22 protein-coding genes, 1 tRNA gene and 1 riboswitch are annotated in these 24243 nt (G+C 69.0%); of the genes, 5 read left to right on the forward strand and 18 right to left on the reverse strand.

Annotated elements, in window-relative coordinates:
• Positions 1-61: 61 nt before the first annotated feature.
• Both H149_RS0103735 and rnr read right to left on the reverse strand, forming a co-directional pair.
• Positions 62-757 (reverse strand): YiaD family glycine zipper/OmpA-like lipoprotein, encoded by a 696-nt coding sequence (locus H149_RS0103735; RefSeq protein WP_020648396.1) that lies wholly within the window; start codon positions 755-757, stop codon positions 62-64.
• Positions 754-3117, reverse strand: a complete 2364-nt coding sequence (gene rnr / locus H149_RS19580) for a ribonuclease R (protein WP_051101784.1) — start codon at positions 3115-3117, stop codon at positions 754-756. Before rnr ends, H149_RS0103735 begins: the two co-directional genes overlap by 4 nt.
• A gap of 84 nt (positions 3118-3201) precedes the next feature.
• Between rnr and H149_RS0103745 the strand changes: the two genes are divergently transcribed.
• Positions 3202-3286, forward strand: a tRNA-Leu gene (locus tag H149_RS0103745).
• Between the two features lie 189 nt (positions 3287-3475).
• Here the strand turns inward: H149_RS0103745 and H149_RS0103750 are convergent.
• From H149_RS0103750 to H149_RS0103825, 16 genes are all read right to left on the reverse strand, one after another.
• The gene (locus H149_RS0103750) at positions 3476-4768 is read right to left on the reverse strand and encodes an adenylosuccinate synthase (protein WP_020648398.1); all 1293 of its coding nucleotides are present in this window, start codon (positions 4766-4768) and stop codon (positions 3476-3478) included.
• A gap of 51 nt (positions 4769-4819) precedes the next feature.
• Complete coding sequence (locus H149_RS0103755; protein WP_020648399.1) at positions 4820-5800, reverse strand: ATP phosphoribosyltransferase regulatory subunit; 981 nt, start codon at positions 5798-5800, stop codon at positions 4820-4822.
• 16 nt (positions 5801-5816) lie between these two features.
• Positions 5817-6008 (reverse strand): DUF2065 domain-containing protein, encoded by a 192-nt coding sequence (locus tag H149_RS0103760; RefSeq protein WP_020648400.1) that lies wholly within the window; start codon positions 6006-6008, stop codon positions 5817-5819.
• Positions 6005-6871: a protease modulator HflC gene (gene hflC, locus H149_RS0103765; RefSeq protein ID WP_020648401.1), complete on the reverse strand. Its 867-nt coding sequence runs from the start codon at positions 6869-6871 to the stop codon at positions 6005-6007. The genes H149_RS0103760 and hflC overlap by 4 nt, the downstream gene beginning before the upstream one ends.
• Positions 6868-8013, reverse strand: a complete 1146-nt coding sequence (hflK, locus tag H149_RS0103770; protein ID WP_020648402.1) for an FtsH protease activity modulator HflK — start codon at positions 8011-8013, stop codon at positions 6868-6870. Before hflK ends, hflC begins: the two co-directional genes overlap by 4 nt.
• Before the next feature lie 136 nt (positions 8014-8149).
• A complete protein-coding gene (gene hflX / locus H149_RS0103775; RefSeq protein ID WP_020648403.1) occupies positions 8150-9463 on the reverse strand; it encodes a ribosome rescue GTPase HflX in 1314 nt (437 codons plus the stop codon).
• Between the two features lie 170 nt (positions 9464-9633).
• Entirely contained in the window at positions 9634-9894 is a 261-nt protein-coding gene (gene hfq / locus H149_RS0103780; protein WP_020648404.1) for an RNA chaperone Hfq, read from the reverse strand.
• 71 nt (positions 9895-9965) lie between these two features.
• Positions 9966-10922 (reverse strand): tRNA (adenosine(37)-N6)-dimethylallyltransferase MiaA, encoded by a 957-nt coding sequence (miaA, locus tag H149_RS0103785; RefSeq protein ID WP_026352823.1) that lies wholly within the window; start codon positions 10920-10922, stop codon positions 9966-9968.
• A gap of 39 nt (positions 10923-10961) precedes the next feature.
• On the reverse strand, positions 10962-11996 hold the full coding sequence (locus H149_RS19585) for a M48 family metallopeptidase (protein WP_020648406.1): 1035 nt from the start codon (positions 11994-11996) through the stop codon (positions 10962-10964).
• 6 nt (positions 11997-12002) lie between these two features.
• Positions 12003-13061 carry a YjgN family protein gene (locus tag H149_RS0103795; protein ID WP_020648407.1) on the reverse strand — a complete coding sequence of 353 codons (1059 nt, stop codon included), beginning with the start codon at positions 13059-13061 and terminating at the stop codon, positions 12003-12005.
• A 91-nt stretch (positions 13062-13152) separates the two neighbouring features.
• Positions 13153-14994, reverse strand: a complete 1842-nt coding sequence (gene mutL / locus H149_RS0103800) for a DNA mismatch repair endonuclease MutL (protein WP_020648408.1) — start codon at positions 14992-14994, stop codon at positions 13153-13155.
• 66 nt (positions 14995-15060) lie between these two features.
• The gene (serS, locus tag H149_RS0103805; RefSeq protein WP_020648409.1) at positions 15061-16338 is read right to left on the reverse strand and encodes a serine--tRNA ligase; all 1278 of its coding nucleotides are present in this window, start codon (positions 16336-16338) and stop codon (positions 15061-15063) included.
• Positions 16339-16397: 59 nt separating this feature from the next.
• The gene (gene crcB / locus H149_RS0103810; protein ID WP_026352824.1) at positions 16398-16781 is read right to left on the reverse strand and encodes a fluoride efflux transporter CrcB; all 384 of its coding nucleotides are present in this window, start codon (positions 16779-16781) and stop codon (positions 16398-16400) included.
• Positions 16782-16854: 73 nt separating this feature from the next.
• Positions 16855-16928: riboswitch (Fluoride riboswitch) on the reverse strand.
• A gap of 34 nt (positions 16929-16962) precedes the next feature.
• Positions 16963-18297, reverse strand: coding sequence for a replication-associated recombination protein A (locus H149_RS0103815; protein ID WP_020648411.1), 1335 nt, complete (start codon positions 18295-18297; stop codon positions 16963-16965).
• Between the two features lie 109 nt (positions 18298-18406).
• A complete protein-coding gene (gene lolA, locus H149_RS0103820; RefSeq protein WP_020648412.1) occupies positions 18407-19045 on the reverse strand; it encodes an outer membrane lipoprotein periplasmic chaperone LolA in 639 nt (212 codons plus the stop codon).
• Between the two features lie 84 nt (positions 19046-19129).
• Positions 19130-21586: a DNA translocase FtsK gene (locus tag H149_RS0103825; RefSeq protein WP_039747994.1), complete on the reverse strand. Its 2457-nt coding sequence runs from the start codon at positions 21584-21586 to the stop codon at positions 19130-19132.
• A 170-nt stretch (positions 21587-21756) separates the two neighbouring features.
• Here H149_RS0103825 and H149_RS0103830 point away from each other — a divergent pair, with 170 nt between their 5' ends.
• The 4 genes from H149_RS0103830 to infA all read left to right on the forward strand — a co-directional run bounded on the left by H149_RS0103830 (position 21757) and on the right by infA (position 24177).
• On the forward strand, positions 21757-22089 hold the full coding sequence (locus tag H149_RS0103830; RefSeq protein WP_020648414.1) for a hypothetical protein: 333 nt from the start codon (positions 21757-21759) through the stop codon (positions 22087-22089).
• A gap of 352 nt (positions 22090-22441) precedes the next feature.
• Positions 22442-23185 (forward strand): leucyl/phenylalanyl-tRNA--protein transferase, encoded by a 744-nt coding sequence (gene aat, locus H149_RS0103835; RefSeq protein WP_020648415.1) that lies wholly within the window; start codon positions 22442-22444, stop codon positions 23183-23185.
• The gene (locus H149_RS0103840; protein WP_020648416.1) at positions 23182-23928 is read left to right on the forward strand and encodes an arginyltransferase; all 747 of its coding nucleotides are present in this window, start codon (positions 23182-23184) and stop codon (positions 23926-23928) included. Before aat ends, H149_RS0103840 begins: the two co-directional genes overlap by 4 nt.
• A gap of 30 nt (positions 23929-23958) precedes the next feature.
• Positions 23959-24177 (forward strand): translation initiation factor IF-1, encoded by a 219-nt coding sequence (infA, locus tag H149_RS0103845; protein ID WP_020648417.1) that lies wholly within the window; start codon positions 23959-23961, stop codon positions 24175-24177.
• Positions 24178-24243: the final 66 nt, after the last annotated feature.

Raw genomic sequence — 24243 nt, forward strand, 5'->3', positions numbered from 1 at the left:
GGCCGCCACGACGAAGAAAGCCCCGCATCCGCGGGGCTTTCTTCACGACGCCGATGCCGGCTCAGCCGCCGAGATACGGCGGCGGCGTCCAGGCCTGCTGCTCCTGCCCCTCGATGACCGGCTTGATGACGATGTCGACGCGGCGGTTGCGCGGCTCGTTGACGTTGTCGGCGGTGCGTACCAGCGGCTCGCGCTCGCCGCGTCCCTCCTGGCGGATGCGCTGGCTCGGCACGCCCTGGCTCGACAGGTAGGTCGCCACCGAGCTCGCGCGGCTCGCCGACAGGCGCATGTTGTAGTCATCGCTGCCGGTCGTGTCGGTATGCCCGACGACGTGGATCACCGTCTTGTCGTAGGACTTCAGGATGTTGGCGATCTTCGCGTAGGTGTCGAGCGCCTCGGGCCGGAGCTGCGCGCTGTTGAGGTCGAAGCTGACGTCGCTGGCGATGCCGACCTTCAGCGAGCCGTCGGACAGCTTGGTGATCTGCAGCTCGTTGTTGCGCTGTTCCTCGGCGAGTTGCTGGTTCAGCTCGGCCTGCTGGCGGTCCATGTAATTGCCGACCGCACCGCCGGCGATCGCGCCGATCACGGCACCGACGATCGGCGCGCCGCGGGCATGGCTGACCTGGTTGCCGAGCACGCCGCCGGCGACCGCGCCGATCACGGCGCCGGTCTTGGCGCGGCGGTTCGGATCATCGGTCGCGCACGCGGCGAGCGTGACGGTCACCGCGGCGAGCACGGCGATACGGACGGTTTTCATCGACGTTTCCTCGGATTGGAATTCGGCTTCGAATGCGACTTCTCCGGCCGCGATTGTCTGGCCTGGGGCTGAAGCGAATCTGAACGCGGCCCGCGCCGGGCGGCCGGCGCCTTCGATATCTGACGGATCAGTTCGAGGTCGATCTTGCGCTCGTCGAGGTTGACCCGCACCAGCTTGACCCGCAGGCGATCACCGAGCCCGTGGCTCATGCCGCTGCGGCTGCCGCTGAGCCGGTGCGCACGATCGTCGAACTCGTAGTAGTCGTTCTTCAGCGTGGCGACGTGCACGAGCCCGTCGACATACAGACCCTCCAGCTCGACGAACAATCCGAACGGCGCGACACCGCTGACGATGCCGTCGAACTCCTCGCCGACACGGTGGCTCATGTATTCGCACTTGAGCCAGGTCACGACCTCGCGCGTCGCCTCGTCGGCGCGGCGTTCGGTCATCGAGCAGTGCGTGCCGAACGCTTCCATCTGCTCGGCGCCGTAGATGAAGTCGGGCTTGCGGCGCAGCAGGCGACGCTTGATCAGCGCGTGCTTGATGGCGCGATGCAGCAGCAAGTCCGGATAACGGCGGATCGGCGAGGTGAAATGCGCGTAGTGGGTCAGCGCCAGGCCGAAGTGCCCGACGTTGGCCGGGCTGTAGCGGGCCTGCATCAGCGTGCGCAGCAGCACGGTCTGGATCAGCGTCAGGTCCGGCCGGGTCTTGGCCTGCTCGAGCACGCGCGCGAAATCGCCGGCCTTCGGCTTGTCGCCGCCGCCGAGGCTCAGGCCCTTGAGGGCCAGGAATTCGCGCAGCGTGCCCACCTTCATCGCATCCGGATCTTCGTGAACGCGATAGAGGTTCGGCAGCTTGTGCTTCTCGACCAGCTTCGCCGACTCGACGTTGGCGGCGACCATGCATTCCTCGATCAGCCGGTGCGCGCGATTGCGCTTGACCGGCACGATACGGTCGATCTTGCGCTCGCCCGAGAACACGATGCGCGTCTCGGTCGACTCGAAGTCGATCGCGCCACGCCGCAACCGCGCCGCGAACAGCGCCGAGAACACTTCGTCGAGCACCTGCAGGTGCGGCACGATCGTCGCGCGCTTCTGCGCAAGCTCGCCGGCCGGCTCATCGAGCATGGCCGCGACGTCTTCGTAGATCAGTCGCGCGTGGCTGCGCATCACCGCTTCGTAGAAGCGCGACTTGGCGACCTCGCCGTCCGGCATCACGCGCATCTCGCAAACCATGCACAGGCGCTCGACCTCGGGGTTCAGCGAGCACAGGCCGTTCGACAGCTTCTCCGGCAGCATCGGAATCACGCGCTGCGGGAAGTAGACGGAATTGCCGCGGCGCAGCGCTTCCTTGTCGAGCGGCGATTCCGGCTTCACATACGCGGAGACGTCGGCGATCGCGACCCACAGCGTCCAGCCGCCGCGACGTTCGCGGCGCGCGTGGACCGCGTCGTCGAAGTCGCGGGCGTCGGCACCGTCGATCGTCATCAGCGGCAGCTGGCGCAGGTCCTCGCGGCCCTCGATCTGCTCCGGCTGCACCGTATCGGGAATCGCCGCGGCCTCGCGCTCGACGGCGTCCGGCCATTCGTTCGGCAGGCTGTGCGCGCGGATCGCCGCTTCGATCTCCATGCCCGGCGCCAGATGCTCGCCGAGGATTTCGATGACCTTGCCGACCGGCAGCGTGCGGTTGCCCGGCGGCTCGACGATCTCGGCGACGACCATCTGGCCGTGCCGTGCGCCGGCCAGATCATCGGCCGGGATCAGCAGGTCCTGCTGCACGCGCGGATTGTCGGGGATGACGTAGGCGACGCCGCGCTCGACGTGCAGGCGCCCGACGACGCTGCGGCTGACGCGCTCGATGACCTCGGCGACGACGCCCTCGGGGCGACCCTTGTAGTCGAGGCCGACGACGCGCACCAGCACGCGGTCGCCGTTCATCAGCGAACGCATCTGCCGCGGCGCCAGGAACACGTCCTTGCCGCCGGCATCCGGGATCAGGAAGCCGAAACCGTCGCGGTGCGCCTGCACCACGCCGGCGATCAGGTTCATCTGCGTCACCGGCCCGTAGGCGCCGCGCCGGTTGGCGACCAGCTGGCCCTCGCGGACCATCGCCACGAGCCGCTTCGACAGCGCCTCCTGCTGCGACAGCTTGCCGAGCCCGAACGCGCCGACCAGTTCGTCGAGGGTCAGCGGGCCCTCGTGCTGGGCGAGCGTTTCGAGAATCAAATTGCGGCTGGGAATGGGATCCGCGTAGCGCGCCTGTTCCTGCGCGTACTCGGCATCTTGTGTCTGCCAGGCAGTGCCGGGCTGGGCGGCGCGGGGCGCCGATTTGGAGTGGTCCTTAGACTTCGTTCTTTTCATTGACAAAGGTAGTTGGCATCGCCACAATGCGCGCCCTTGACGTCATCCGCAAGTCTGTAAACGCGGAGGCGCAGCCGCTCAAATGCCGAGATGGCGGAATTGGTAGACGCACCAGTTTCAGGTACTGGCGGGTAACACCGTGGAGGTTCGAGTCCTCTTCTCGGCACCATTGTAGCGTTCTGGGATGTTTCCGGAACGTACGCAAAGAACCGCGCTCCGGCGCGGTTTTTTGTTGTCCGTCGTTTTTTCGTGTACCCGGTGGCGGCCTCCCGTCCAAGCCCATCGGTGCGGCGCCGCGCAAAGAAAAAGCGGCGGCCCCGTTGCCGGGACCGCCGCTTTCGGCGTCGCTCGCGCGACTTCAGTCGAACGGATTGCGCAGCACCATGGTGTGCTCGCGGTCGGGGCCGGTCGAGATGATCGCGACTTCGGTTTCGGTCACTTCCTCGAGGCGCTTGAGATAGCGGCGCGCCTTCTCCGGCAGGTCCTCGTAGCGCGTCACGCCGTAGGTGTTCTCCTGCCAGCCCGGCATTTCCTCGTAGATCGGCTCGACCTTGGCGAAGCCCTCGGCGCCGATCGGCGGCACTTCGACCGGCTTGCCGTCGACCTTGTAGCCGGTGCAGATGCGGATCACGTCGAGCTCGTCGAGCACGTCGAGCTTGGTGACGCACAGGCCGGTGACGCTGTTGTTGAAGATCGAGCGGCGCGCGGCGACGGCGTCGAACCAGCCGCAGCGGCGCGGACGCTTGGTCACGGTGCCGTACTCGGCGCCCTTGTCGCGGATCTGCTGGCCGATGTCGTCAACCAGCTCGGTCGGGAACGGTCCCGAGCCGACGCGCGTCGCGTAGGCCTTGACGATGCCGAGCACGTAATCGAGCTCGCGCGGGCCGACGCCGGTGCCGGTCGCGGCGCCGCCGGCGGTGGTGTTCGACGAGGTCACGAACGGATAGGTGCCGTGGTCGACGTCGAGCAGCGCACCCTGCGCGCCCTCGAACAGCACGTTGTCGCCGCGGCGCAGATGCAGGCGCAGCAGCTCGGTGACGTCGGCAACCATCGGTCGCACGATATCGGCGTAGCCGAGCAGCGTCTCCAGCGTTTCCTGGAAGTCGACCGGCTCTTCCTTGTAGAAATTCTGCAGCACGAAGTTGTGGTAGCCGAGCAGCTCGCCGAGCTTGGCGGCCAGCAGCTCGCGCGAGAACAGATCTCCGACGCGCACCGCGCGCCGCGCCACCTTGTCCTCATAGGCCGGGCCGATGCCCTTGCCGGTGGTGCCGATCTTGTTCTCGCCGCGCGCGCGCTCGCGCGCCTGATCGAGCTTGACGTGCACCGGCAGCACCAGCGGCGTCGCCTCGGAGATGCGCAGGCGATCGCGCACCGACGCGCCGGTGGCCTCGACCTTCTCGATCTCCTTGACCAGGTCCGGCAGCGACAGCACCACGCCGTTGCCGATCAGGCAGGCGACGCCGGGGCGCATGATGCCGGACGGAATCAGGTTCAGCGCCGTCTTCACGCCATTGATGACGAGCGTGTGGCCGGCATTGTGGCCGCCCTGGAAGCGCACCACCGCCTGCACGCGGTCAGTCAGCAGGTCGACGACCTTGCCCTTGCCTTCGTCACCCCACTGCGCGCCGATCACGACGACTGTCTTACCCATAAAGCACCTTCATCACTCACTTGAACGGCGCGTCCAGCGCGCCAGGGGGGGTCACGCGCCGAGGCGCAGCAAATCGTTGAGGTCGGCCGAGAAGCCGGTCGCCGGCCGCGGCGCGCCGAACTCGTGGCCGACGCCGTCGTAACGGCCGCCGCGCGCGATCTCGCGGCCGTGGCCGGGCACGAACGCGGCGAACACCATGCCGGTCTGGTAGCGGTAGCCGCGCAGTTCGGCGAGATCGAGGTTGATCGGCAGCCGCGGCATCTCGTGGCGCAGTTCGGCGATCGTGTCGCCGAGCAGCGTCAGCGCCGCGACGACGTCGCCGCGCTCGCCCTTGAGCAGTTCGCCGGCGCGCGCCAGCACGTCCTCGGGCGCGCCGTTGAGATCGATCAGCGCGCCCATCGTGCGCGCCACGCGCGGCTTGAGCTGGCGCGCCTGCGCGAACTCGGCGAGGTCGGGATGCGACTTGCGCTGCACGATGTCGAACAGCGCTGCCTCGCTGTCGGCGTCGAGGCCGAGCTTGGCGACCACGGCGCGATAGATGCCGACGTGGCCGAGGTCGAGGTGCACGTTGCGCACGCCGGCCAGCTTCAGCGTCTTGAGCATGACGCGCAGGATCTCGAGATCCGCCGTCATGCCGGGCTCGCCGAAGATCTCGCAGCCGACCTGACGCGGCGAGCGCGGCCCGCCGAGGCTGTCGGGGCGCGAGCGCAGCACGGTGCCGAGATAGCAGAGGCGCACGATCGCTTGGTCGCGATAGTGCCGCGCGGCGATGCGCGCCGCCTGCGGCGTCATGTCGGCGCGCAGGCCGAGCAGCCGGCCGGTCGCCGGATCGGTCAGCTTGAAAGTCTGCTGCTGAAGATCCTGGGCGGTGCCGGTCAGCAGCGCGTCGAGATGCTCGATCAGCGGCGGATGCACCAGCTCGTAGCGGCTCTTGCGGTAGTAATCGAGCAGCTTGCGGCGCAGGTCTTCGAGCTGCCACGACACCGGCGGCAGCGCTTCCTCGACGCCGCTGGGCAGCATCCACTTCTTCATGTCGATTCTTGAAATCCTAGACGAACTGCAGGACGGCGAGGCCCGCGGCCATGCTGGCGAAGCCGATCATGCGCATGCTGCGGTTCTCGAGTTGCGCGATGGTGAACAGCGTGCGGCGCCACTGCGACGGCGCCGCGAACGGCATCAGCCCCTCGATCACCATCACCAGCGCCAGCGCGCGCAGCAGCTCCGTCCACTCGAAATTCACGGCACGCCGTTCTTGAAGTACTTGAAGAACGGGCTGTCCGGCTGCAGGACCATGACGTCGCCCTGCCCGCCGAGGCTGTCGCGATAGACGTTCAGCGTACGGTAGAAGCTGTAGAACTCCGGATCCTGGCCGTAGGCCTTGGCGTAGATCTCCGCGGCGCGCGCATCGCCCAGACCCTTGAGCTGCTCGGCCTGCTTGTAGGCGTTGGCGAGTGTCACCTGCGCTTCCTGATCGGCGGTCGCGCTGATCTTCTCGGCCTCCTCGGCACCCCGCGCGCGCAAGTCGGACGCCACGCGCGCGCGCTCGGCGCGCATGCGGTCGTAGACCGATTCGCTGACCGTCTGCGGCAGGTTGATCGACTTGATGCGCACGTCGATGACGCTGATGCCGAGATCCTTGACCTTGTCGACGACGCTCTCGCGCAGTGCCGAGGTGATCGCATTGCGCTCGTCGGACACCGCCTGCTGGATGGTGCGCGAGCCGAACTCGTCACGCAGGCCGCGGTTGACGATGCCGGCGAGGCGGTCCATCGCCACCAGTTCCTGGCCGCGCGTCGCGCGGTAGTAGGTCGCCGCATCGGAGATGCGCCACTTGACGTAGTAATCGACCTCGACGTTCTTCTTCTCGACCGTCAGGAAGTTCTCCGTCTGGTTGTCGAGCGTCAGCACGCGGCCGTCGAAGGTATCGACGCGCTGCACGAACGGCAGCTTCAGGTGCAGCCCGGGCTTGTAGCTTTCGCCCTTGAGCTCGCCGAACTGGAACAGCAGCGCGCGCTCGCGCTGGTCGACGATGAACACCGAGTTGGACACGGCCCACAGCACGAGGCCGGCGATCAGGATCGTCAGCAGAGTGGAGTTCTTCATTGGCGGCTCCGGTCGCGCGAACGCGAGCTGTCGCTGGAGGCACTGCCGCCATCGCTGCGCGGCACCGCCTGATAGGAACGCTGCGGAACTTCCGGCGCGGCCGCGGCGTTGCCCGGCGCATTCTTGAGGATCTGGTCGAGCGGCAGGTAGATCATCGGGCTGCCCTTGTCGACGTCGAGCAGCACCTTGCTCGAACCGCCGAGCACGCTCTGCATCATGTCGAGATAGAGACGCTCCTTGGTGACCTTCGGCGACTTCCGGTACTCGGCGACGAGCTGGTTGAAGCGCGCCGCATCACCCTCGGCCCTGGCGACCACCTGATCGCGATAGGCGGTGGCCTCGGCGATCTGACGCGCCGCGGCGCCACGTGCCTTCGGCAGGCGATCGTTGGCGTAGGCCTCGGCCTCGTTCTTGACGCGCTGCTGATCTTCGCGCGCCTTGATCGCGTCGGCGAAGGCGGCCTGCACGGGTTCCGGCGGCTGCGCCTGCTGCAGGTTGACTTCGGTCACCACCAGACCGGCCTGGTACGCCTCCAGCCGCTCCTGCAGCAGACGCTTGGTTTCGTCGGCCACTTCCTCGCGGCCCTCGGTCAGGATGAAGTCCATCTCACTCTGGCCAACGACTTCGCGCACCGCGGCCTTGAGCGCCTGCTTGAGCGTCAGGTCGGGTTCCGAGACCTGGAAGACGTAGTCGTCGACATTGGAGATGCGGTACTGCACCGACAGCTCGACGTCGATGATGTTCTCGTCCTTGGTCAGCATCGTCGCTTCCTCGCGCACCGAGCGCACGCCGGTGACGTTGACGATCTCGACGTCCTCGATCGGCCACGGCAGGTGCCAGTGCGGACCCGGCCCGGTCGTACCGACGTGCTGGCCGAAGCGCAGCACCACGGCGCGCTCCTGCTCGTCGACCACATAGATGCCGGAGCCCAGCCACAGCACCGCGATCAGCAGCGCGGCGACGCCGAACAGGCCGGACGGCATGCCCTTGCCGGCGCCCGGCGCGCCGGGGCCACCGCCTTTGCCGCCGAAGCGCTCCTTGAAACGCTTCAGCGCGTCGTCGAGCGGGTTCGGACTTTGGCCGCCGCGCTTCGGCCCCTGGTTCCACGGGTCGCGGCCGGGGCCGGGCTCATTCCAAGCCATTGACTGACTCCTACCTGGTATTCGTGCAGACGTCCGCAATGGATACGGCGGACGGGACTTGTCGGCATGCCCGACGGGATACCCGGCGGCCCTTGCCTGCTTTGCGATTGCGCAGTCTCCTGGCGAGCCGCAAATTTTAGGGAGATAGCTCCCATTCCTCAACGACATGCGGCGACGGCGGCGGCAAAACCCCGGCTGCCGCACACAATCCGCGCAGGCGTTCGTAGGGCATGGCCACGCGCAGATGGAAATTGCCCTGCTCGTCGACCGCCTCGGCGCGGATCGCGTGATGGGTGAACAGCTGCGCCCGCAGCCGCGCCGCCGACGGCGGCAGAACCAGCTCCTGCTCCTGCAGCGCCGGCTGCAGGCGCTCGGCGATCGCCTCGCGCAGCAGCTCGAGACCCAGCCCCTGGCGCGCCGACACGTAGACGCGCGACGGCCGGCCTTCCTCGTCGCGCTCGATGCGCGGTGTTTCGTCCTCGCGCAGGTCGATCTTGTTGAAAACCTGCAGGCGCGGCACCTCGTCGGCGCCGATCTCGCCCAACACTTCCTCGACCTGCCGGATGCGGCTCGTGCGCTCGGGGTCAGCGGCGTCGACCACGTGCAGCAGCAGCGAGGCGTCGCGCGCTTCCTCGAGCGTGGCGCGGAACGCCGCGATCAGATCGTGCGGCAGGTCGCGGATGAAGCCGACGGTGTCGGCGAGCAGCACGGTTTCGCCGGTCTTCACCGCCAGACGCCGCACCGTGGTGTCGAGCGTCGCGAACAGCTGGCTCGACGCAAACGTGGCGTCGCCGGTCAGGGCGTTGAACAGCGTCGACTTGCCGGCATTGGTGTAGCCGACCAGCGATACCGTCGGCACGTCGTTGCGCATGCGCGCGGCGCGGCTCTGCGCGCGGCGCCCGCGCACCGCCTCCAGATGCCGCTTGAGCGTGCCGATGCGCTCGCGGATCAGGCGGCGATCCATTTCGAGCTGGGTTTCGCCGGGGCCGCGCAGGCCGATGCCGCCGCCGCGCTGGCGCTCCAGATGCGTCCAGCCGCGCACGAGGCGCGTGGCAACGTGGTTGAGCTGCGCCAGTTCGACCTGCAGCTTGCCCTCGTGCGAGCGGGCGCGGGTCGCGAAGATATCGAGGATCAGGCCGGCGCGGTCGAGCACGCGGGCCTTGACGATCTTCTCGAGATTGCGCTCCTGGCTCGGCGACAGCGCGTGGTTGAAGATCACCAGCTCGGCGCCGCTCGCGGCGACCGCGTCGGCGATTTCCTGGGCCTTGCCGGAACCGACGAACAGGCCGGGATCGGGATCGCGGCGCGAGCCGCCGATGACGTCGATGATCTCGGCGCCGGCCGAACGCGCCAGCTCGATGAATTCCTGGCGGTCGGACTCGAAGTCGGCACCGGGGAACTCGAGATGCACCAGCAGGGCCTTCTGGCCTGCTTTCGGTCGCTCAAACATGGCGCCGGAATCTCAGTGCGCCAGCGGCGCGGCCGGGCCACGTCCGCTGCGGCGTGGCGCTGTGCGGGCCGGCAAGGGAGCCGTCACGGCATGCACCGTGACGCCGGCGCGACACGCGACCGCCGCCGGACAACCGGCGGCGGCGCTGGGGGAAGCGGAAGGTAATGCGGTCAAGCGGCGGGAGTCTCCGCGGCATCGCCGCCTTCGCCTTCCGCGTCGTAGATGCGCACGGCGCGCGCCGGCACGACGGTCGAGATAGCGTGCTTGTAGACCATCTGGCTGACGCTGTTGCGAAGCAGCACGACGAACGAGTCGAAGGATTCGATCTGGCCCTGCAGCTTGATGCCGTTGACGAGATAAATGGAAACCGGGATGCGTTCTTTGCGCAGGGCGTTCAGAAACGGTTCTTGTAGCGTATGACCTTTCGACATCGGATTTTCCCTATTGTGTACCCGGACTTACGTGGCCCGGCCGTGGTTATCGCAGGCCAGTGTAGCACTGCTCACGAGCCTGCGCTGTCGTCCGTGGCGGCGTGCAGCGCGAGTGCCTTCTCTATGAGGTCGGGTTGCGCCGGATCAAGCCAGACCAGCCCGGATTCGGAGCGCAGCCAGGTCAGCTGGCGCTTGGCGAACTGGCGGGTCGCGGCAATGCCGCGCCGGACCGCCTCGTCGAGCGGATAGTCGCCGGCCAGATGACCCCAGAGCTGCCGGTAACCGACCGCGCGGATCGACGGCAGTTCCGGATGCAGATCGCCGCGCCGGTACAGGGCCGCGACCTCGTCGAGAAAGCCGGCCGCCATCATGTCGTGGAAGCGCCGTTCGATTCGCGCGTGCAGTTCGGCGCGCGCCGGCGGATTCAGCGCCAGCTTGAGCCAGCGCTCGCCGCCGCCGTCCGGTTTGGACTGCGCGTAGAAGGCGCTCGGCGCCATGCCGCTCAGCTCGGCGATCTCCAGCGCCCGCTGGATGCGCTGCTGGTCGTTCGGATGCAAGCGCGCCGCGGTCGGCGGATCGAGCGCCGCCAGGCGCGCGTGCAGCGCCGGCCAGCCGAGCCGGGCCGCTTCGGCTTCGAGCCGGGCGCGCAGCTGCGGATCGGCGGACGGCAGCGCGCTGAGGCCCTGGGTCAGCGCCCGGAAGTAGAGCATCGTGCCGCCGACCAGCAGCGGCACGCGGCCGCGGCCGCGGATCTCGCCGATCAGGCGCCGCGCATCCTCGGCGAAGCGCGCCGCCGAGTACGGCTCGGCCGGGTCAAGAATGTCGATCAGGTGATGCGGCACGTCCGCCCGCATCGCCGCATCGGGCTTGGCCGAGCCGATGTCCAGGCCGCGATAGACGAGCGCCGAGTCGACCGAGACGATCTCGACCGGCAGGCGCTCGGCCAGCGCCAGCGCCAGCGCCGTCTTGCCCGACGCGGTCGGGCCCATCAGCAGGATGACGGGTGCGGAATCGTCGGGAGACGCCATAGGTGCGTAGTGTACGGGCGCGCTGTCCGGCTGCGGCAGCTACGGCTCGGCGCCGCCGCGCCCGGCGCCGCCCGGCGGCAGGCTCTCCAGCGCCCGCGCGCGTTCGAGCAGCGCTGGATGCGAATCGAGCAGCCCGTCGAGCGGATCGTCACCGCCCTGCCCGCGCCGCGCATCGAGCTTGCGCAGCAGCGCGCCGAGCCGCGCCGGCGCGATGCCGTTGCCGCGCATCAGCGCCGCCGCGTAGCGATCGGCTTCGGTCTCGAAGGCGCGCGAATAGCGCGCCTGCATCAGCACGGTCGGCGCCGTCGCCAGCACGGTGCTGACGTCGCCGAACCACCATGCCGCGAGCACGCCGATCGCCGAGTTCTGCGCGATCAGGCGCAGACCGTGGCGATGATGCACGTGCCCGAGCTCGTGCGCGATGACGCCGAGGATCTGTGCGTCGTCATCGGCCAGCGCCACCAGTTCGTCGAGCAGCACGACCGTGCCGTCCGGCAGCGCGAATGCGTTCGGGCCGAGATCGGGGGCGCTGCGAAACTCCAGCCGGTAGACCGGCTGCGAACCGTCGGGCGCGCGCAAGGCCTCGGCGGCGCCGGTCAGATCGGCGGCGCGCGTCGGATCGAGCGTCGATTTGTGCAGCAGATGGCGGTCGAGCAGGTCCAGGCTCTGTTCGGACAGGACCCGCGTCATGCGCTCCGGCATCGTGTCGGCGATCCACTGCGCACCGCGCGGCACGCCCCAGATCAGCGTCGCCGCGGCGACCAGCGCGATCGCGACGACCGCCAGCGCGACGATCTTCCCGTCGGCCTCGGCACGATGCAGCCAGCCGCGCCCCAGCGGCGTGCGCCGCAGCATCGCCTCCAGCGCCGCGTGGTCGCGCAGCTCGCAGGACGCGCCGTCGGCAAACGCGATCGTGCGCGGCGCGCGACCGACGCGCGCCGTCAGGCGCAGCGCGGCAAGCGGCTCGCGGCGCTCGATGCCGTCGCCGGAGACGCACAGGCGGTCGCCGTCGAGCGCGACGCGCACGGCATGGCCGCGCGCGCGGCGTCCGTCGAAGTAGACGGCGTCGAGCATGGCCCTTCAGAGCCCGATGTCGATATCGAAGATCTCGGCGGTTTCCTCGCCGAGCGCAGCAACCTCGGCACCGGCATCGGCGACGATGGCGTCGAGCGAGCCTTCGACCTGCAGGCTCGTGCAGCTCGCGCGATAGCGCGCGACACGCACCGCCGCCCACGGCATGAACAGACCGAGTGTCAGGGCGACGAGCACGACGTTGGTCACCGTGATCCAGAGCAGGCGCCAGCCGGAGACGCGGCTGACGAAACGATGCGGACCAAGCGCCGTGTGATTCCAGATCAGGTTCTGGATCGCCGCCTGAAACAGCGGGCCGAGCACCAGCGCGCCGACCATGAACACGGCGAGAAAGCCGAAGCCGGCGGCCGCCACCGCCTCCGGATCGGGCTTGCCGCCGGCCTTCGCACTGGCCGACAGGCCGATGATCGGCACGAACGCGAGCGCAAACAGCACCGTGAAGCCGACCATGAACGGCAGATAGGTCCGGTAAAAGCGCCCGACGCCGGCGCTGAACGAAAACGCGCTGCCGCCGAAATAGGCATTGCCGTGCTGATAGCGCTTGAGACGCTGGTGGAACAGCGGCGCGGCCAGATAGGCGGTGAAGAACATCAGCGCGCCGTAGCCGAGAAACACGCCGTAGGCGCCGACCAGCGAACCGCGGAAGCTGAAGCGCAGACCGCGATAGCTGCTGTAGTGCGCGCGAAAGCGAAAGGCGTTGCGCAACAGCCAGGGCAGCACCAGCGCGATCAGCCCCAGCGCGACCGCCGTCCACACCGATAGATAGGTGGTCGCGAAGTGATAGATCAATAGCAGGCCGAGCGCGACCAGTCGTCCTTTGAGGATCGACCAGGGTTTGCCGTGGTAGTCGAACGGCGCGCCGGCCAGTTCGGTGTTGCGATAGAAGTACTGCAGGCGCCGGACTTTCGCCCACGGCGAATAAAGCCCCAGCGTGAGCAGCGTCAACAGCAGGTTGACGATCCAGATGCCGAAGTATTCGCCACCGGAACCATTGAAACGGAACGGCTCGGGCTGCACCGGCGGCGCCGGCGTCGGTTCGCTGTCCATATCCCCCCCGGGATCGAAGTCATCGGAGTCGATGAATGCCTGCACGCCCGCGCGGCGCCCACGGCCACTTCGAGGATAAACAAACGGACGCTCAGCGTCCGCGCAGGAACAGCCGATCCAGCTCGGCGACTGTGATCTGCACCCAGGTCGGCCGGCCGTGATTGCACTGACCGGCGAGTTCCGTGCGCTCCATGTCGCGCAGCAGCGCGTCCATCTCGGCCAGCGTCAGGCGGCGGTGCGCCTTGATCGCCGCCTTGCAGGCGACGTCGGCGAGCACGCGGTGCTGCGCGTCGAGCGCCTCGCCGAAATGTGAAGCCGTCTCGCGGCGCGTCTCGTCGCCGGCGAGTTCGCGCAACAGCGCACCGACATCGCTACGTGCCAGCAGCGGCGGTACCGCGCGGACGAGGATACTGCCGGGCCCGCTGCGGTCGAAGTCGATGCCGTAGGTCTGCAGCTGCTCGCGTCGTGCTTCCAGCGCGTCGGCCTCGTCCTCGGCCAGCGTCACGACTTCCGGCACCAGCAGCGCCTGGGCCGGAATGCCGCCGTCGGCGAGCTGGCGCTTGAGGCGTTCGTAGAGCACGCGCTCGTGGCCGGCATGCGCATCGACCAGCACCAGGCCGTGATCGTTCTGCGCGAGGATGTAAATGCCGTGCACCTGCGCGAGCGGCGTGCCGAGCGGCCGATCGTCCACCGGCGCCGGCGCCGGCTCGATGCCGACCGCCGATGCCGCGGCAACCGGCGCGTAGGCCGGCGACGGCGGCTCGCGCAGATCGAGCCGTGCCGGCGGCCGCCAGGCCGGCGGCGACACGGCCTCGCGGGCGACGTAGCCGGGCAGCACGCCGGCAGCCGCCGCACTCGCCGCCGCCGCCGCCGCCGCCGCGGCAGCAGACGCTTCGGACCCGGCAAACGCGACCTGATGATGCCGCTCCGGCTCCGGCCGCAAGCGGCGCAGCAGCTGGTGCACCGCGCCGAACAGCAGGTCGTGCACGCGCGCGGCGTCGCGAAAGCGCACCTCGGTCTTCTGCGGGTGGACGTTGACGTCGACCGCCGCCGGATCGAGTTCGAGATAAACGACGTAGGCCGGATGGTGCGTCGAGTGCATGGCGTCGGCGAACGCGCGCTTGAGGGCGAACGCCATCAGACGGTCGCGCACGAGGCGGCCGTTGACGTAGACGTACTGCAGGTCGGCGCTCGGCCGCGCGAAGCTCGGCAGGCCGACCCAGCCGTGCAGGCGCATGCCGAGCCGTGCCTCGTCGATGGCCACGGAGGCGGCGACGAAATCGTCGCCGCAGATCGCGCGGATGCGCGCCAGCCGGCCTTCCTCGCCCGCGGCCGGCGTCAGGTCGAAGATGCGGCGGTTGTTGTGGCGCAGCGAGAAGCCGACATCGAAGCGCGACAAGGCGATGCGCGACAGCGCCTGCTGGATCTGGCGGAACTCGGTGGCTTCCGACTTCAGGAACTTGCGTCGCGCCGGCGTGTTGAAGAACAGGTCGCGGACTTCGATCGTCGTGCCGAACGGATGTGCGGCCGGCCGCGGCTGCAGGCCGTCGATGTGTCCGGCGCCGGCCAGCTCCCAGGCGTGATCGGCCTCGGCGGTGCGCGAGGCGAGCCGCAGCCGCGACACCGACAGAATGCTCGGCAGCGCCTCGCCGCGGAAGCCCAGCGTCGCCACGCGTTCGAGATCGTCGAAGCTCGCGATCTTGCTGGTCGCGTGCCGCGTCAGCGCCAGCGCCAGTTCGTCGCGGGCGATGCCTTTGCCGTCGTCGCGGATGCGGATCAGCCCCGCCCCGCCCTGCTCGATCTCGACCTCGACTGCGCGCGCGCCGGCATCGAGGCTGTTCTCGACCAGTTCCTTGACGACGGCGGCCGGGCGCTCGACGACTTCGCCGGCCGCGATCTGGTTGACGAGGGTGTCGGGAAGAACGCGGATCATCGCGGCAGTCTATCGTTCGACGTCATGGCGAGGCATGGCGCACCTCGCCATGACGGTCGGCATGCCTTACGGCCGCGCGATGCGCTCGATTCCGCCCATGTACGGCTTCAGCGCCTCGGGAATCGCGATCGAGCCGTCGGCCTGCTGGTAGTTCTCGATGATCGCCACCAGCGTGCGGCCGACCGCGAGGCCGGAACCGTTGAGCGTGTGGACCAGCTCGGTCTTCTTGGTCTCCGGATGGCGGTAGCGCGCCAGCATGCGCCGCGCCTGGAAGTCCTCGCAGTTCGAGCACGAGGAAATCTCGCGATAGCGGTTCTGGCTCGGCAGCCAGACTTCGAGGTCGTAGGTCTTGGCGGCGCCAAAGCCCATGTCGCCGGTGCACAGCGCCAGCACGCGGTAAGGCAGCCCGAGCTTCTTCAGGATCGTCTCGGCGTGGCCGGTCAGCTCTTCGAGCGCGGCGTACGACTGCGACGGCTCGACGACCTGCACCAGCTCGACCTTGTCGAACTGGTGCTGGCGGATCATGCCGCGCGTGTCGCGGCCGGCCGAACCGGCCTCCGAACGGAAACAAGGCGTGTGCGCGACCCATTTCTTCGGCAGCTCGTCGGCGGCGAGGATCTCGTCGCGGACGAGATTGGTCACCGGCACCTCGGCGGTCGGAATCAGGCGCCAGGGCTGCTCGCCCTTGAGCGCGAACAGATCCTCGCCGAACTTCGGCAGCTGGCCGGTGCCGCGCAGCGTGGTGTCGTTGACGATGTACGGCACGTACAGCTCTTCGTAGCCGTGCTCGCGCGTATGCACGTCGAGCATGAACTGCGCGAGCGCGCGATGCAGGCGCGACAGCCCGCCGCGCAGCACGGTGAAGCGCGCGCCGGTGAGCTTGGCGGCCGCGGCGAAATCCATCAGGCCGAGCGCTTCGCCGAGGTCGGCGTGGTCCTTGGCGCCTTCGGCCGGGCGCGGCGTGCCCCAGCGGCGCACTTCGACGTTGTCATTCTCGTCGCGGCCGTCCGGCACCGAGGCGTGCGGCAGGTTCGGCAGGCGCGCGAGGAAATCGTCGAACTCGGCCTGCAGCGCGGCGAGCTGGCTCTCGATCTCGGCGAGGCGCACCTTGATGCGATCCATGTCGGCGAGCACCGGCGAGGCATCCTCGCCCCTGGCCTTGGCCTGGCCGATGCGCTTGGAACCGGCGTTGCGCTCGGCCTGCAGCTGCTCGGTCTCGACCTGCAGCGTCTTGCGGCGCGATTCGAGCTCGTTGAAGCGCGAAAGATCGAAGACGAAGCCGCGGCGCGCGAGCTGCGCGGCGACCTGCTCGGGCTGGGCCCGGAGTGACTTGGGATCGAGCATCGGCAATCGGCGGCAAGGGATGGGGGGCGGCATTGTAGCCGCCCCCCGCTGCCCCGCGCTCAGCTGCGCAGAGCGTTGAAGCTCAGCAGGCCAAGCCAGGTCAGCAGCAGCGAGCCGCCCAGATGCAGGGCGACGACGGTCAAGGCGGCGCCGTACTGCTCGCGCGTGACGAGCGCAATCGTCTCGGCCGAAAACGTCGAAAACGTGGTCAGCCCGCCAAGAAAGCCGGTGGTGACCAGCAGGCGCCACTCCGGGCTCACGCCCTGCGCGTGGGCGATCCAGCCCATCGCCAGCCCCATCAGGTAGCCGCCACCCCAGTTCGCCGCGAGCGTGCCGAGCGGCAGCCACGGAACACGGGGATTGAACGCCAGGCTCAGCAGCCAGCGCAACCAGGCACCCAACGCGGCGCCAACGCCGACTGCCAGAAATCCGGAAAACGTCATGTCCTGCCTCTCCACGCGGTAAGGATGCCGAGGCGAAGCGGTCAGGACGGCCAAGGCCTACCCGCGCGCATCGCGGTGGGTAGGCATCATCAGCCCGGGCGCCAACGGCGGGGGCGGTTCGTGGAGGATGCCATCTCCGTGCGGCAACGATACCGTGCGCCCGCGCGCACCGACAAGGCGCTCAGCGCGTCTTGCGCGCCGCGCGCAACTGCGCGAGCCGTTCGCCGATCTTGATCTCGAGGCCGCGCGGCACCGGCGCGTACAGCTCGGTGCCGAGCAGGCGATCCGGCAGGAACTGCTGGCCCGCCGCCACGGCGCCCGCTTCGTCGTGATCGTAGCGATAGCCCTGGCCGTAGCCGAGGTCCTTCATCAGCCTGGTCGGCGCGTTGCGGATGTGCATCGGCACTTCCAGCGTGCCGGTCTGCTCGACCAGCGCCCGCGCCGCGTTGTAGCCGCTGTAGACCGCGTTGCTCTTCGGCGCGCAAGCGAGGTAGACGACGGCGATCGCCAGCGCCAGCTCGCCTTCCGGACTGCCGAGACGTTCGTAGGTGTCCCAGCCGTCGAGGCACAGGCGCTGCGCGCGCGGATCGGCGAGGCCGATGTCCTCGATCGCCATGCGCGTGATGCGGCGCGCCAGATAGGCGGCGTCGACGCCGCCGTCGAGCATGCGCGCGAACCAGTACAGCGCTGCGTCCGGATCGCTGCCGCGCACGCTCTTGTGCAGCGCCGAGATCTGGTCGTAGAAGTTCTCGCCGCCCTTGTCGAAGCGGCGCAGGCCGCGACCGATCAGCTTGTCGAGCACCTGATCGTCGCGGCCGGCTTCGGCGCGGCCGAGTTCGACCGCGGTTTCGAGCAGCACCAGGCTGCGCCGCGCGTCGCCGTCGGCGGCCTCGGCGATGCGATCGAGCCAGCGCGCCGGCAGCGCGTCGGCCGCCAGGCCCAGGCCGCGTTCGGCATCGCTCAGCGCCCGCACCAGCAGATCGCGGATCGCGGTCTCGTCGAGGCCGCGCAGCACGAACACGCGCAGCCGCGACAGCAAGGCCGCGTTGAGCTCGAACGACGGATTCTCGGTGGTCGCGCCGATCAGCGTGATCGTGCCGTCCTCGACGTACGGCAGCAGCGCGTCCTGCTGGCTCTTGTTGAAACGGTGGATTTCGTCGATGGACAGCACCGTGCGCCGCGGCGCGAGCCCCTGGCGCAGCGCCTGCGCATGGGCGACCGCCTCGCGGATGTCCTTGACGCCGGCGAGCACCGCCGACAGCGTCAGGAACTCGGCATCGCTGTACTGCGCGAGCAGGCGCGCCAGCGTGGTCTTGCCGACGCCCGGCGGCCCCCAGAACACCATCGACGGCACGCTGCCGGCTTCGAGCAGCACGCGCAGCGGGCCGCCGGCGCCGAGCAGATGGTCCTGACCGACGACCTCGTCGAGCGTGCGCGGCCGCATGCGCTCGGCCAGCGGTTGCGCCGGATCGGGCCGGCGTCCGCCGGACGTCGACCCCGGCGAACGCCCGGTCATGGAGGGCTGCGCCGGCGTGCGATCAGCCACGGGCAGCCTCGCCGGCAATGGCGTCGCGAAGGGCCGAAGGGCTTGCTCCGGAGAAGGTGCCAGCGTCGCTCACGGCGCCTTAACGCCCCGCCCCGTCATCGATCACTTCCGTGCCTTTCGGCGGCGTGAAGCGGAACAGCGCGGCATCGAGCTTGACGCCGGTCCTGATGTCGGAAAAGCGGATGTCGGTATTGCCGCCGAGCGCATCGAAGAACTGCATGCGCTGCGGCACGCCGTTCTTCAGCCACAGTTCGATCGACTGGAAGTCGCTGTTGACCTCGCCGCCCCTAGGCTTGAGGCGGACCACGTCGGCGCCTTCCTTCTGCCCGCCGGATTCGACGCTGAATGCGTCGCCGAGCAGCGAGCGCTGCGCCAGCAGCGCCGCCGGCGTGCCCTTGAGCACCTGATCGGCCGGGCGCACCGTCACCTGCGCGAGGTCCGGCTCGTAGTTCCAGATCTTGTTGCCGTCGCAGACCATCAGCTGCTCGTACGGCTGGTCGTAGCGCCAGCGGAAGCGGCCCGGACGCGACAGGTCGAAGCTGCCGCTGCGCTGCGCCAGCACCTCGCCGTGTTCGTCCTTCTGCGTCTGCTCGAAGCGCGCGCTGAGCGTCTGCGCGCCGTCGACGAAGCGCCGCAGCGCATCATCGGCCGGACCGGCATGCGCCTGCGCGCCGCACAGCGCGAGTACCGCGAACAACAGGGTCGACAGCTTCTTCATGGGTAAACCCGGTGAAAGGACGCGCCACTATCGGTGACGGCGCTGAATCGGATCTGACTTCCGCGGAAGATTCCGGACGGCGCGTCAATCGCGCCCGCCCGGGGCGAGAATCTCGCGATTGCCGCCGGGGCCGCTCGGCCCGACGATGCCCGCCGCTTCCATCTGCTCGACCATGCGCGCGGCGCGGTTGTAGCCGATCTTGAGCCGGCGCTGCACCCAGGACACCGAGGCCTTGCGCGTTTCCAGCACCATCGCCACCGCCTGGTCGTACAGCGGATCGGCCTCGGCATCGTCGCCGCCGCCTTCGGCCGGGCCGGACGGCGCCTCGTCGGCGCAGATTTCCTCGATGTAGCGCGGCTCGCCGACCTGCTTCAGATAGGCAACGACCTTGTGCACCTCGTGATCGTCGACGAACGCCCCGTGCACGCGGTCGAGCCGGCTGGCGCCGATCGGCCGGAACAGGCCGTCGCCGTGACCGAGCAGCGTCTCGGCGCCCTGCTCGTCGAGGATGGTGCGCGAATCGATGCGCGAGGCGACCTGGAACGCGAGGCGCGACGGAATGTTGGCCTTGATCAGGCCGGTGATGACGTCGACGCTCGGCCGCTGCGTGGCGACGATCAGGTGGATGCCGGCGGCGCGCGCCTTCTGCGCGATGCGCGCGATCAGCTCTTCGACCTTCTTGCCGACGACCATCATCATGTCGGCCAGCTCGTCGATGACGACGACGATGTGCGGCAGCGGCTGCAGCGGCTCGGCCAGCGGCGCGCCGGCCTCCGGGTCGAACAGGTCCTGGCTGCTGTCCTTCAGCGGATCGCGAATCGGCTCGCCGGCGGCGGCGGCTTCCTCGACCTTGCGGTTGAGGCCGGCGAGATTGCGCACGCCGAGCGCCGACATCAGGCGGTAGCGTCGTTCCATTTCGGCGACGCACCAGCGCAGCGCGTTGGCGGCGTCCTTCATGTCGGTGACGACCGGCGTCAGAAGGTGCGGAATGCCCTCGTAGACCGACAGCTCCAGCATCTTCGGATCGACGAAGATGAAGCGCACCTGATCGGCGGTCGCCTTGAACAGCATCGACAGGATCATGCCGTTGATCGCCACCGACTTGCCGGAGCCGGTGGTGCCGGCAACGAGCAGATGGGGCATCTTGGCGAGATCGCCCGCCATCGGATTGCCGGCGATGTCCTTGCCGAGCGCCAGCGTCAGCGGCGACGACGAATTGCGGTAGGCGGGCGAGTCGATGATCTCGCGCAGCATCACCATTTCGCGCTTCTGGTTCGGGATCTCCAGGCCGACCACCGACTTGCCTTCGATGACCTCGATGACACGCACGCTCGACACCGACAGCGAGCGCGCCAGATCGCGCGACAGATTGGTGATCTGCGAGCCCTTCACGCCGGGCGCCGGCTGGATTTCGAAGCGCGTGATGACCGGACCCGGGGTCGCGGCGACGACCTGCGCCTTAACGCCGAACGATTCGAGATGGCGCTCGACGTCGCGCGACAGGCGCTCGAGTTCCTCGGGCGTGTACTGGCGACCGGACGGACGTGGCGGATCGAGGATGGTCAGCGGCGGCAGCGGATCGCCGTCGAAGGCCGGTACCTCGACCGCCTCGGCCTTGCGCACCGGCGCCGGACGCGGTGCCGGTGCCGGCACCGGCGCAGCGGCAGCGACCGCCACCGTCGGCAGCGCCGGCGGCTCCGGCAGCAGACCGAGCTGCTCCTCCTCAGAGCCGAGCAGCGACGGCGCCTTGCGCTTGCGCTTCTCCTTGGCCGGCGGCGTCTCCTCGAAGACCGGCGCGCCGAACAGCGGCTCGATGCGCGCGGCGGGTTCATCCTTTTCCTTGCGGCGCTTGGCCGGGCGCTGTTCGGACTCGGCGACGATCGGCAGCTCGCCGTCCTCGCCTTCTGCGCCTTCGGCCAGCCGCACCGGCTTCTCGATGCGCCGCGCCGCCAGCGCGAACACCCAGCTGCCGACGCGATCGAGGATATCGAGCCACGAGAAGGTCAGCGCCAGCGGCGCGGCGACGATCACCAGCGTCAGCAGCAGTAGGCTGCTGCCGAAACCGCCGAGCACCGACACCAGGCCGCGCGCCACCGCCTGTCCGGCGATGCCGCCGCTGCCCTGCGGCGCCCAGCTCGCCGAGGCACCGATGTGCTGCGAAGCCAGCGCCGCCAACCCGACCAGCAGCACCGCCCAAGCCGCGACGCGCACGCCACGCGGCATGCGCGCGCCCGGCGGCGCCTCGCTGAAGATGCGGATGCCGATCAGCAGCACCGCCCACGGCAGCAGGAAAGCCACGTAGCCGCACAGCGACAGCAGCACGTCGGCGATCCACGCCCCGACCGGGCCCGCCAGATTGCGGACCGGCTCGCCGCTGCCGGACGAGGACCAGCCCGGATCGTTCGGATTGAAGCTGGCGAGGGTCACCAGCAGGAACAGCGACAGGCCGAGGCAGCCGAGCAGCGCTGCCTCGCGCGGCAGGCGCTCGAGCCAGCCTGGCCCGGCGGCTTCGTCGGTGGCGTGCGGTTTGGCTTTGAACATGCGTGAGATTTCGGGATGCGGCATGGCGCGGAACCCGCGCCGGCGGGCCTGCGGCGATCGCGGCAGTATACCGGTCATGCTCCCCAGCGGCCGAGACTTGAAAGCCGGCGCGAAACCTTCATATTGAAAGCGTGTCCAAAGTTTCACGAGCGCAAGCCGACATCAAAGCCATGAGCCAGATTCGCCATTTCGTCCTGACGCCGGAAGGCGGCATCCGCGAATTCACCGCCGACCAGGCGGCGCTGATCGCCGCCGGTTCCGATCGCCTGCCCGAATTCGCCGGGCGCGACCTGCGCTATCTGCAGCTGACGCTGCAGGACAATCGCAACAGCGGCGAGCTCAAGATCCAGACGGCCGGCGCGCGCATCCATTTCGACGCGGAAGGCCGCATGACCGAAGCCGGTCCGCCGACCGACGCCGAACCGATCACGCATTTCGAACACGACGCAGTCGTGCAGTGGGTGCTCAAGGACGTGCCGGCGGCCGCGCCGACTTTCCACTAGGGCCTGTTAACGCCAATAGCGTCGCTGTGGCCGAGTCCGTTTTGCCGCAGCGCAAGGAACGAGGAGCGCGATGTACTGGCCGTACATGAGCGACGAGAGACGTCGCGATGCGGCAAAACGGGCCGGTCCCTTCGGGATGCCGCCTGGCGAGCCGCCATGCGGCGTTGCGGTCCGCTTCTTGGGAATCACCCAAGTGCGCGGCCCGCGCCTAGCCTGGCGACTCGCCAGGCAGCACCACAGCGACGCTATTGGCGTTAACAGGCCCTAATCCGACCGCGTGCCGGCGCGCATTCCCGCCGGCACGCGGTCTGCGTATGCTAGCGGTGCACCGAAGGAGGCCCGCTTCGCGACGATGGAAAGCCCGATCCGCCTGCATTGGCTGGACCCGCGCAATCCGCACCAGCCGTTCCCGCCCGTGCACCTGGCGATGCGCGATCCGAACGGTTTGCTGGCCATCGGCGGCGATCTTTCGACGACCCGCCTGCTGCGCGCCTACCGGCAGGGCATTTTCCCCTGGTACAACCCCGACGAGCCGATCCTCTGGTGGTGCCCGGACCCGCGCACCGTGCTGCTGCCGTCGGGCCTGCATGTTTCGCGCAGCCTCGGCAAGACCGTACGCCGCGACGATTACGCGCTCAGCTTCGACCGCGCCTTCGGCGAGGTGCTGGCCGCCTGCGGCGGCGAGCGCGCCAAGAGCCGCGGCACCTGGCTCGGCCCGGACATGCGCGCCGCGTACGGCGACCTGTTCCGCAAGGGGCACGCGCACAGCGTCGAGGTCTGGCGCGACGGCCGGCTGATCGGCGGCCTCTACGGCGTCGCGATCGGACGCGTGTTCTTCGGCGAGTCGATGTTCTCGCATGCCACCGATGCTTCGAAGCTGGCCCTGTACTGGCTGTGCCGGCAGCTCGAGCGCTGGGGCTTCGAGCTGATCGATTGCCAGGTCAGCTCCTCGCACCTGCTGAGCCTCGGCGCCCGGGAAGTGCCGCGCGAACAGTTCCTGCGCCAGCTGGCGCAGGCGACCAATGGCGGCACGCTGTCGCCGGTATGGCGCTTCGACGACGCGCCGGCCGACCCGCGCCACGGACCGCCGCCATGACACAGTCCCTGCGCCTGTTCCTCAGCACCGAGCACGCCTGCGGCTACCTGCCCGGCCTGCTCGCGCGCAGCGCCTTCGTCGATCCGGAAGCCGGACTCGGTCCGGCGCACTACCAGCGCCTGCTCGAACTCGGCTTCCGCCGCAGCGGCGATCACACCTACCGTCCGCACTGCCGCGACTGCACACGCTGCGTGCCGGTGCGCATCGACGTGCGCCAGTTCGTCGCCGACCGCGGCCAGCGCCGCTGCTGGCGCGACAACGCCGACCTGCAGCTGACGGTCGAGCGGCGCCTCGGCGACGAGCACTACGAGCTGTATCGCCGCTACCTGCAGGCGCGGCATACCGGCGGCGGCATGGACCCGCTCGACCGCAAGGCTTTCCACGCCTTCCTCGAATGTTCGTGGCTGGACGTGCGCTACTGGTGCTTCCGTGAACGCGGCGAACTGCGCAGCGTCGCCGTCGTCGACCATCTGCCGCACGCCCTGTCGGCCGTCTACACCTTCTTCGCCCCGGAGCTGCGCCAACGCGGTCTCGGCACGCTTGCGGTCCTGGCGCAGATCGAACAGGCGCGCAGTTCGGGCCTGCCGCATGTCTATCTCGGCTACTGGGTCGAGCACAGCCCGAAGATGGATTACAAACGGCGCTTCCGACCGCTGGAGGCCCTGCTCGGCACCCAGTGGCGCGAACTGGCGCCGGCCGGATCGGGCGCCGCGGGTTGCTGTAGCGGGGTGCTTTCCCGATAATGCCGCCCTTCTAAGTAAATCGAAGGGCGTATGGCGAAGGAAGATCACATCGAGATGGCGGGCGTCATCCTGGAGACGCTGCCGAACACGACGTTTCGCGTGAAGCTGGAAAACGGCCACATCGTCGTCGCGCACATCTCGGGTCGCATGCGCAAGAACTACATCCGCATCCTGACCGGCGACAAGGTCAAGGTCGAACTGACCCCGTACGACCTCACCAAGGGTCGCATCACGTTCCGCGACAAGTAGTCGTCCGAACAGCGTGGAGGGCCCCAGCGTCGCTGGGATCCTGGCGTCGAGAGGACGACCGTCGTG

This window comes from Solimonas variicoloris DSM 15731 (assembly GCF_000382285.1).
In the GTDB taxonomy this organism is placed as follows: Bacteria; Pseudomonadota; Gammaproteobacteria; order Nevskiales; family Nevskiaceae; genus Solimonas; species Solimonas variicoloris.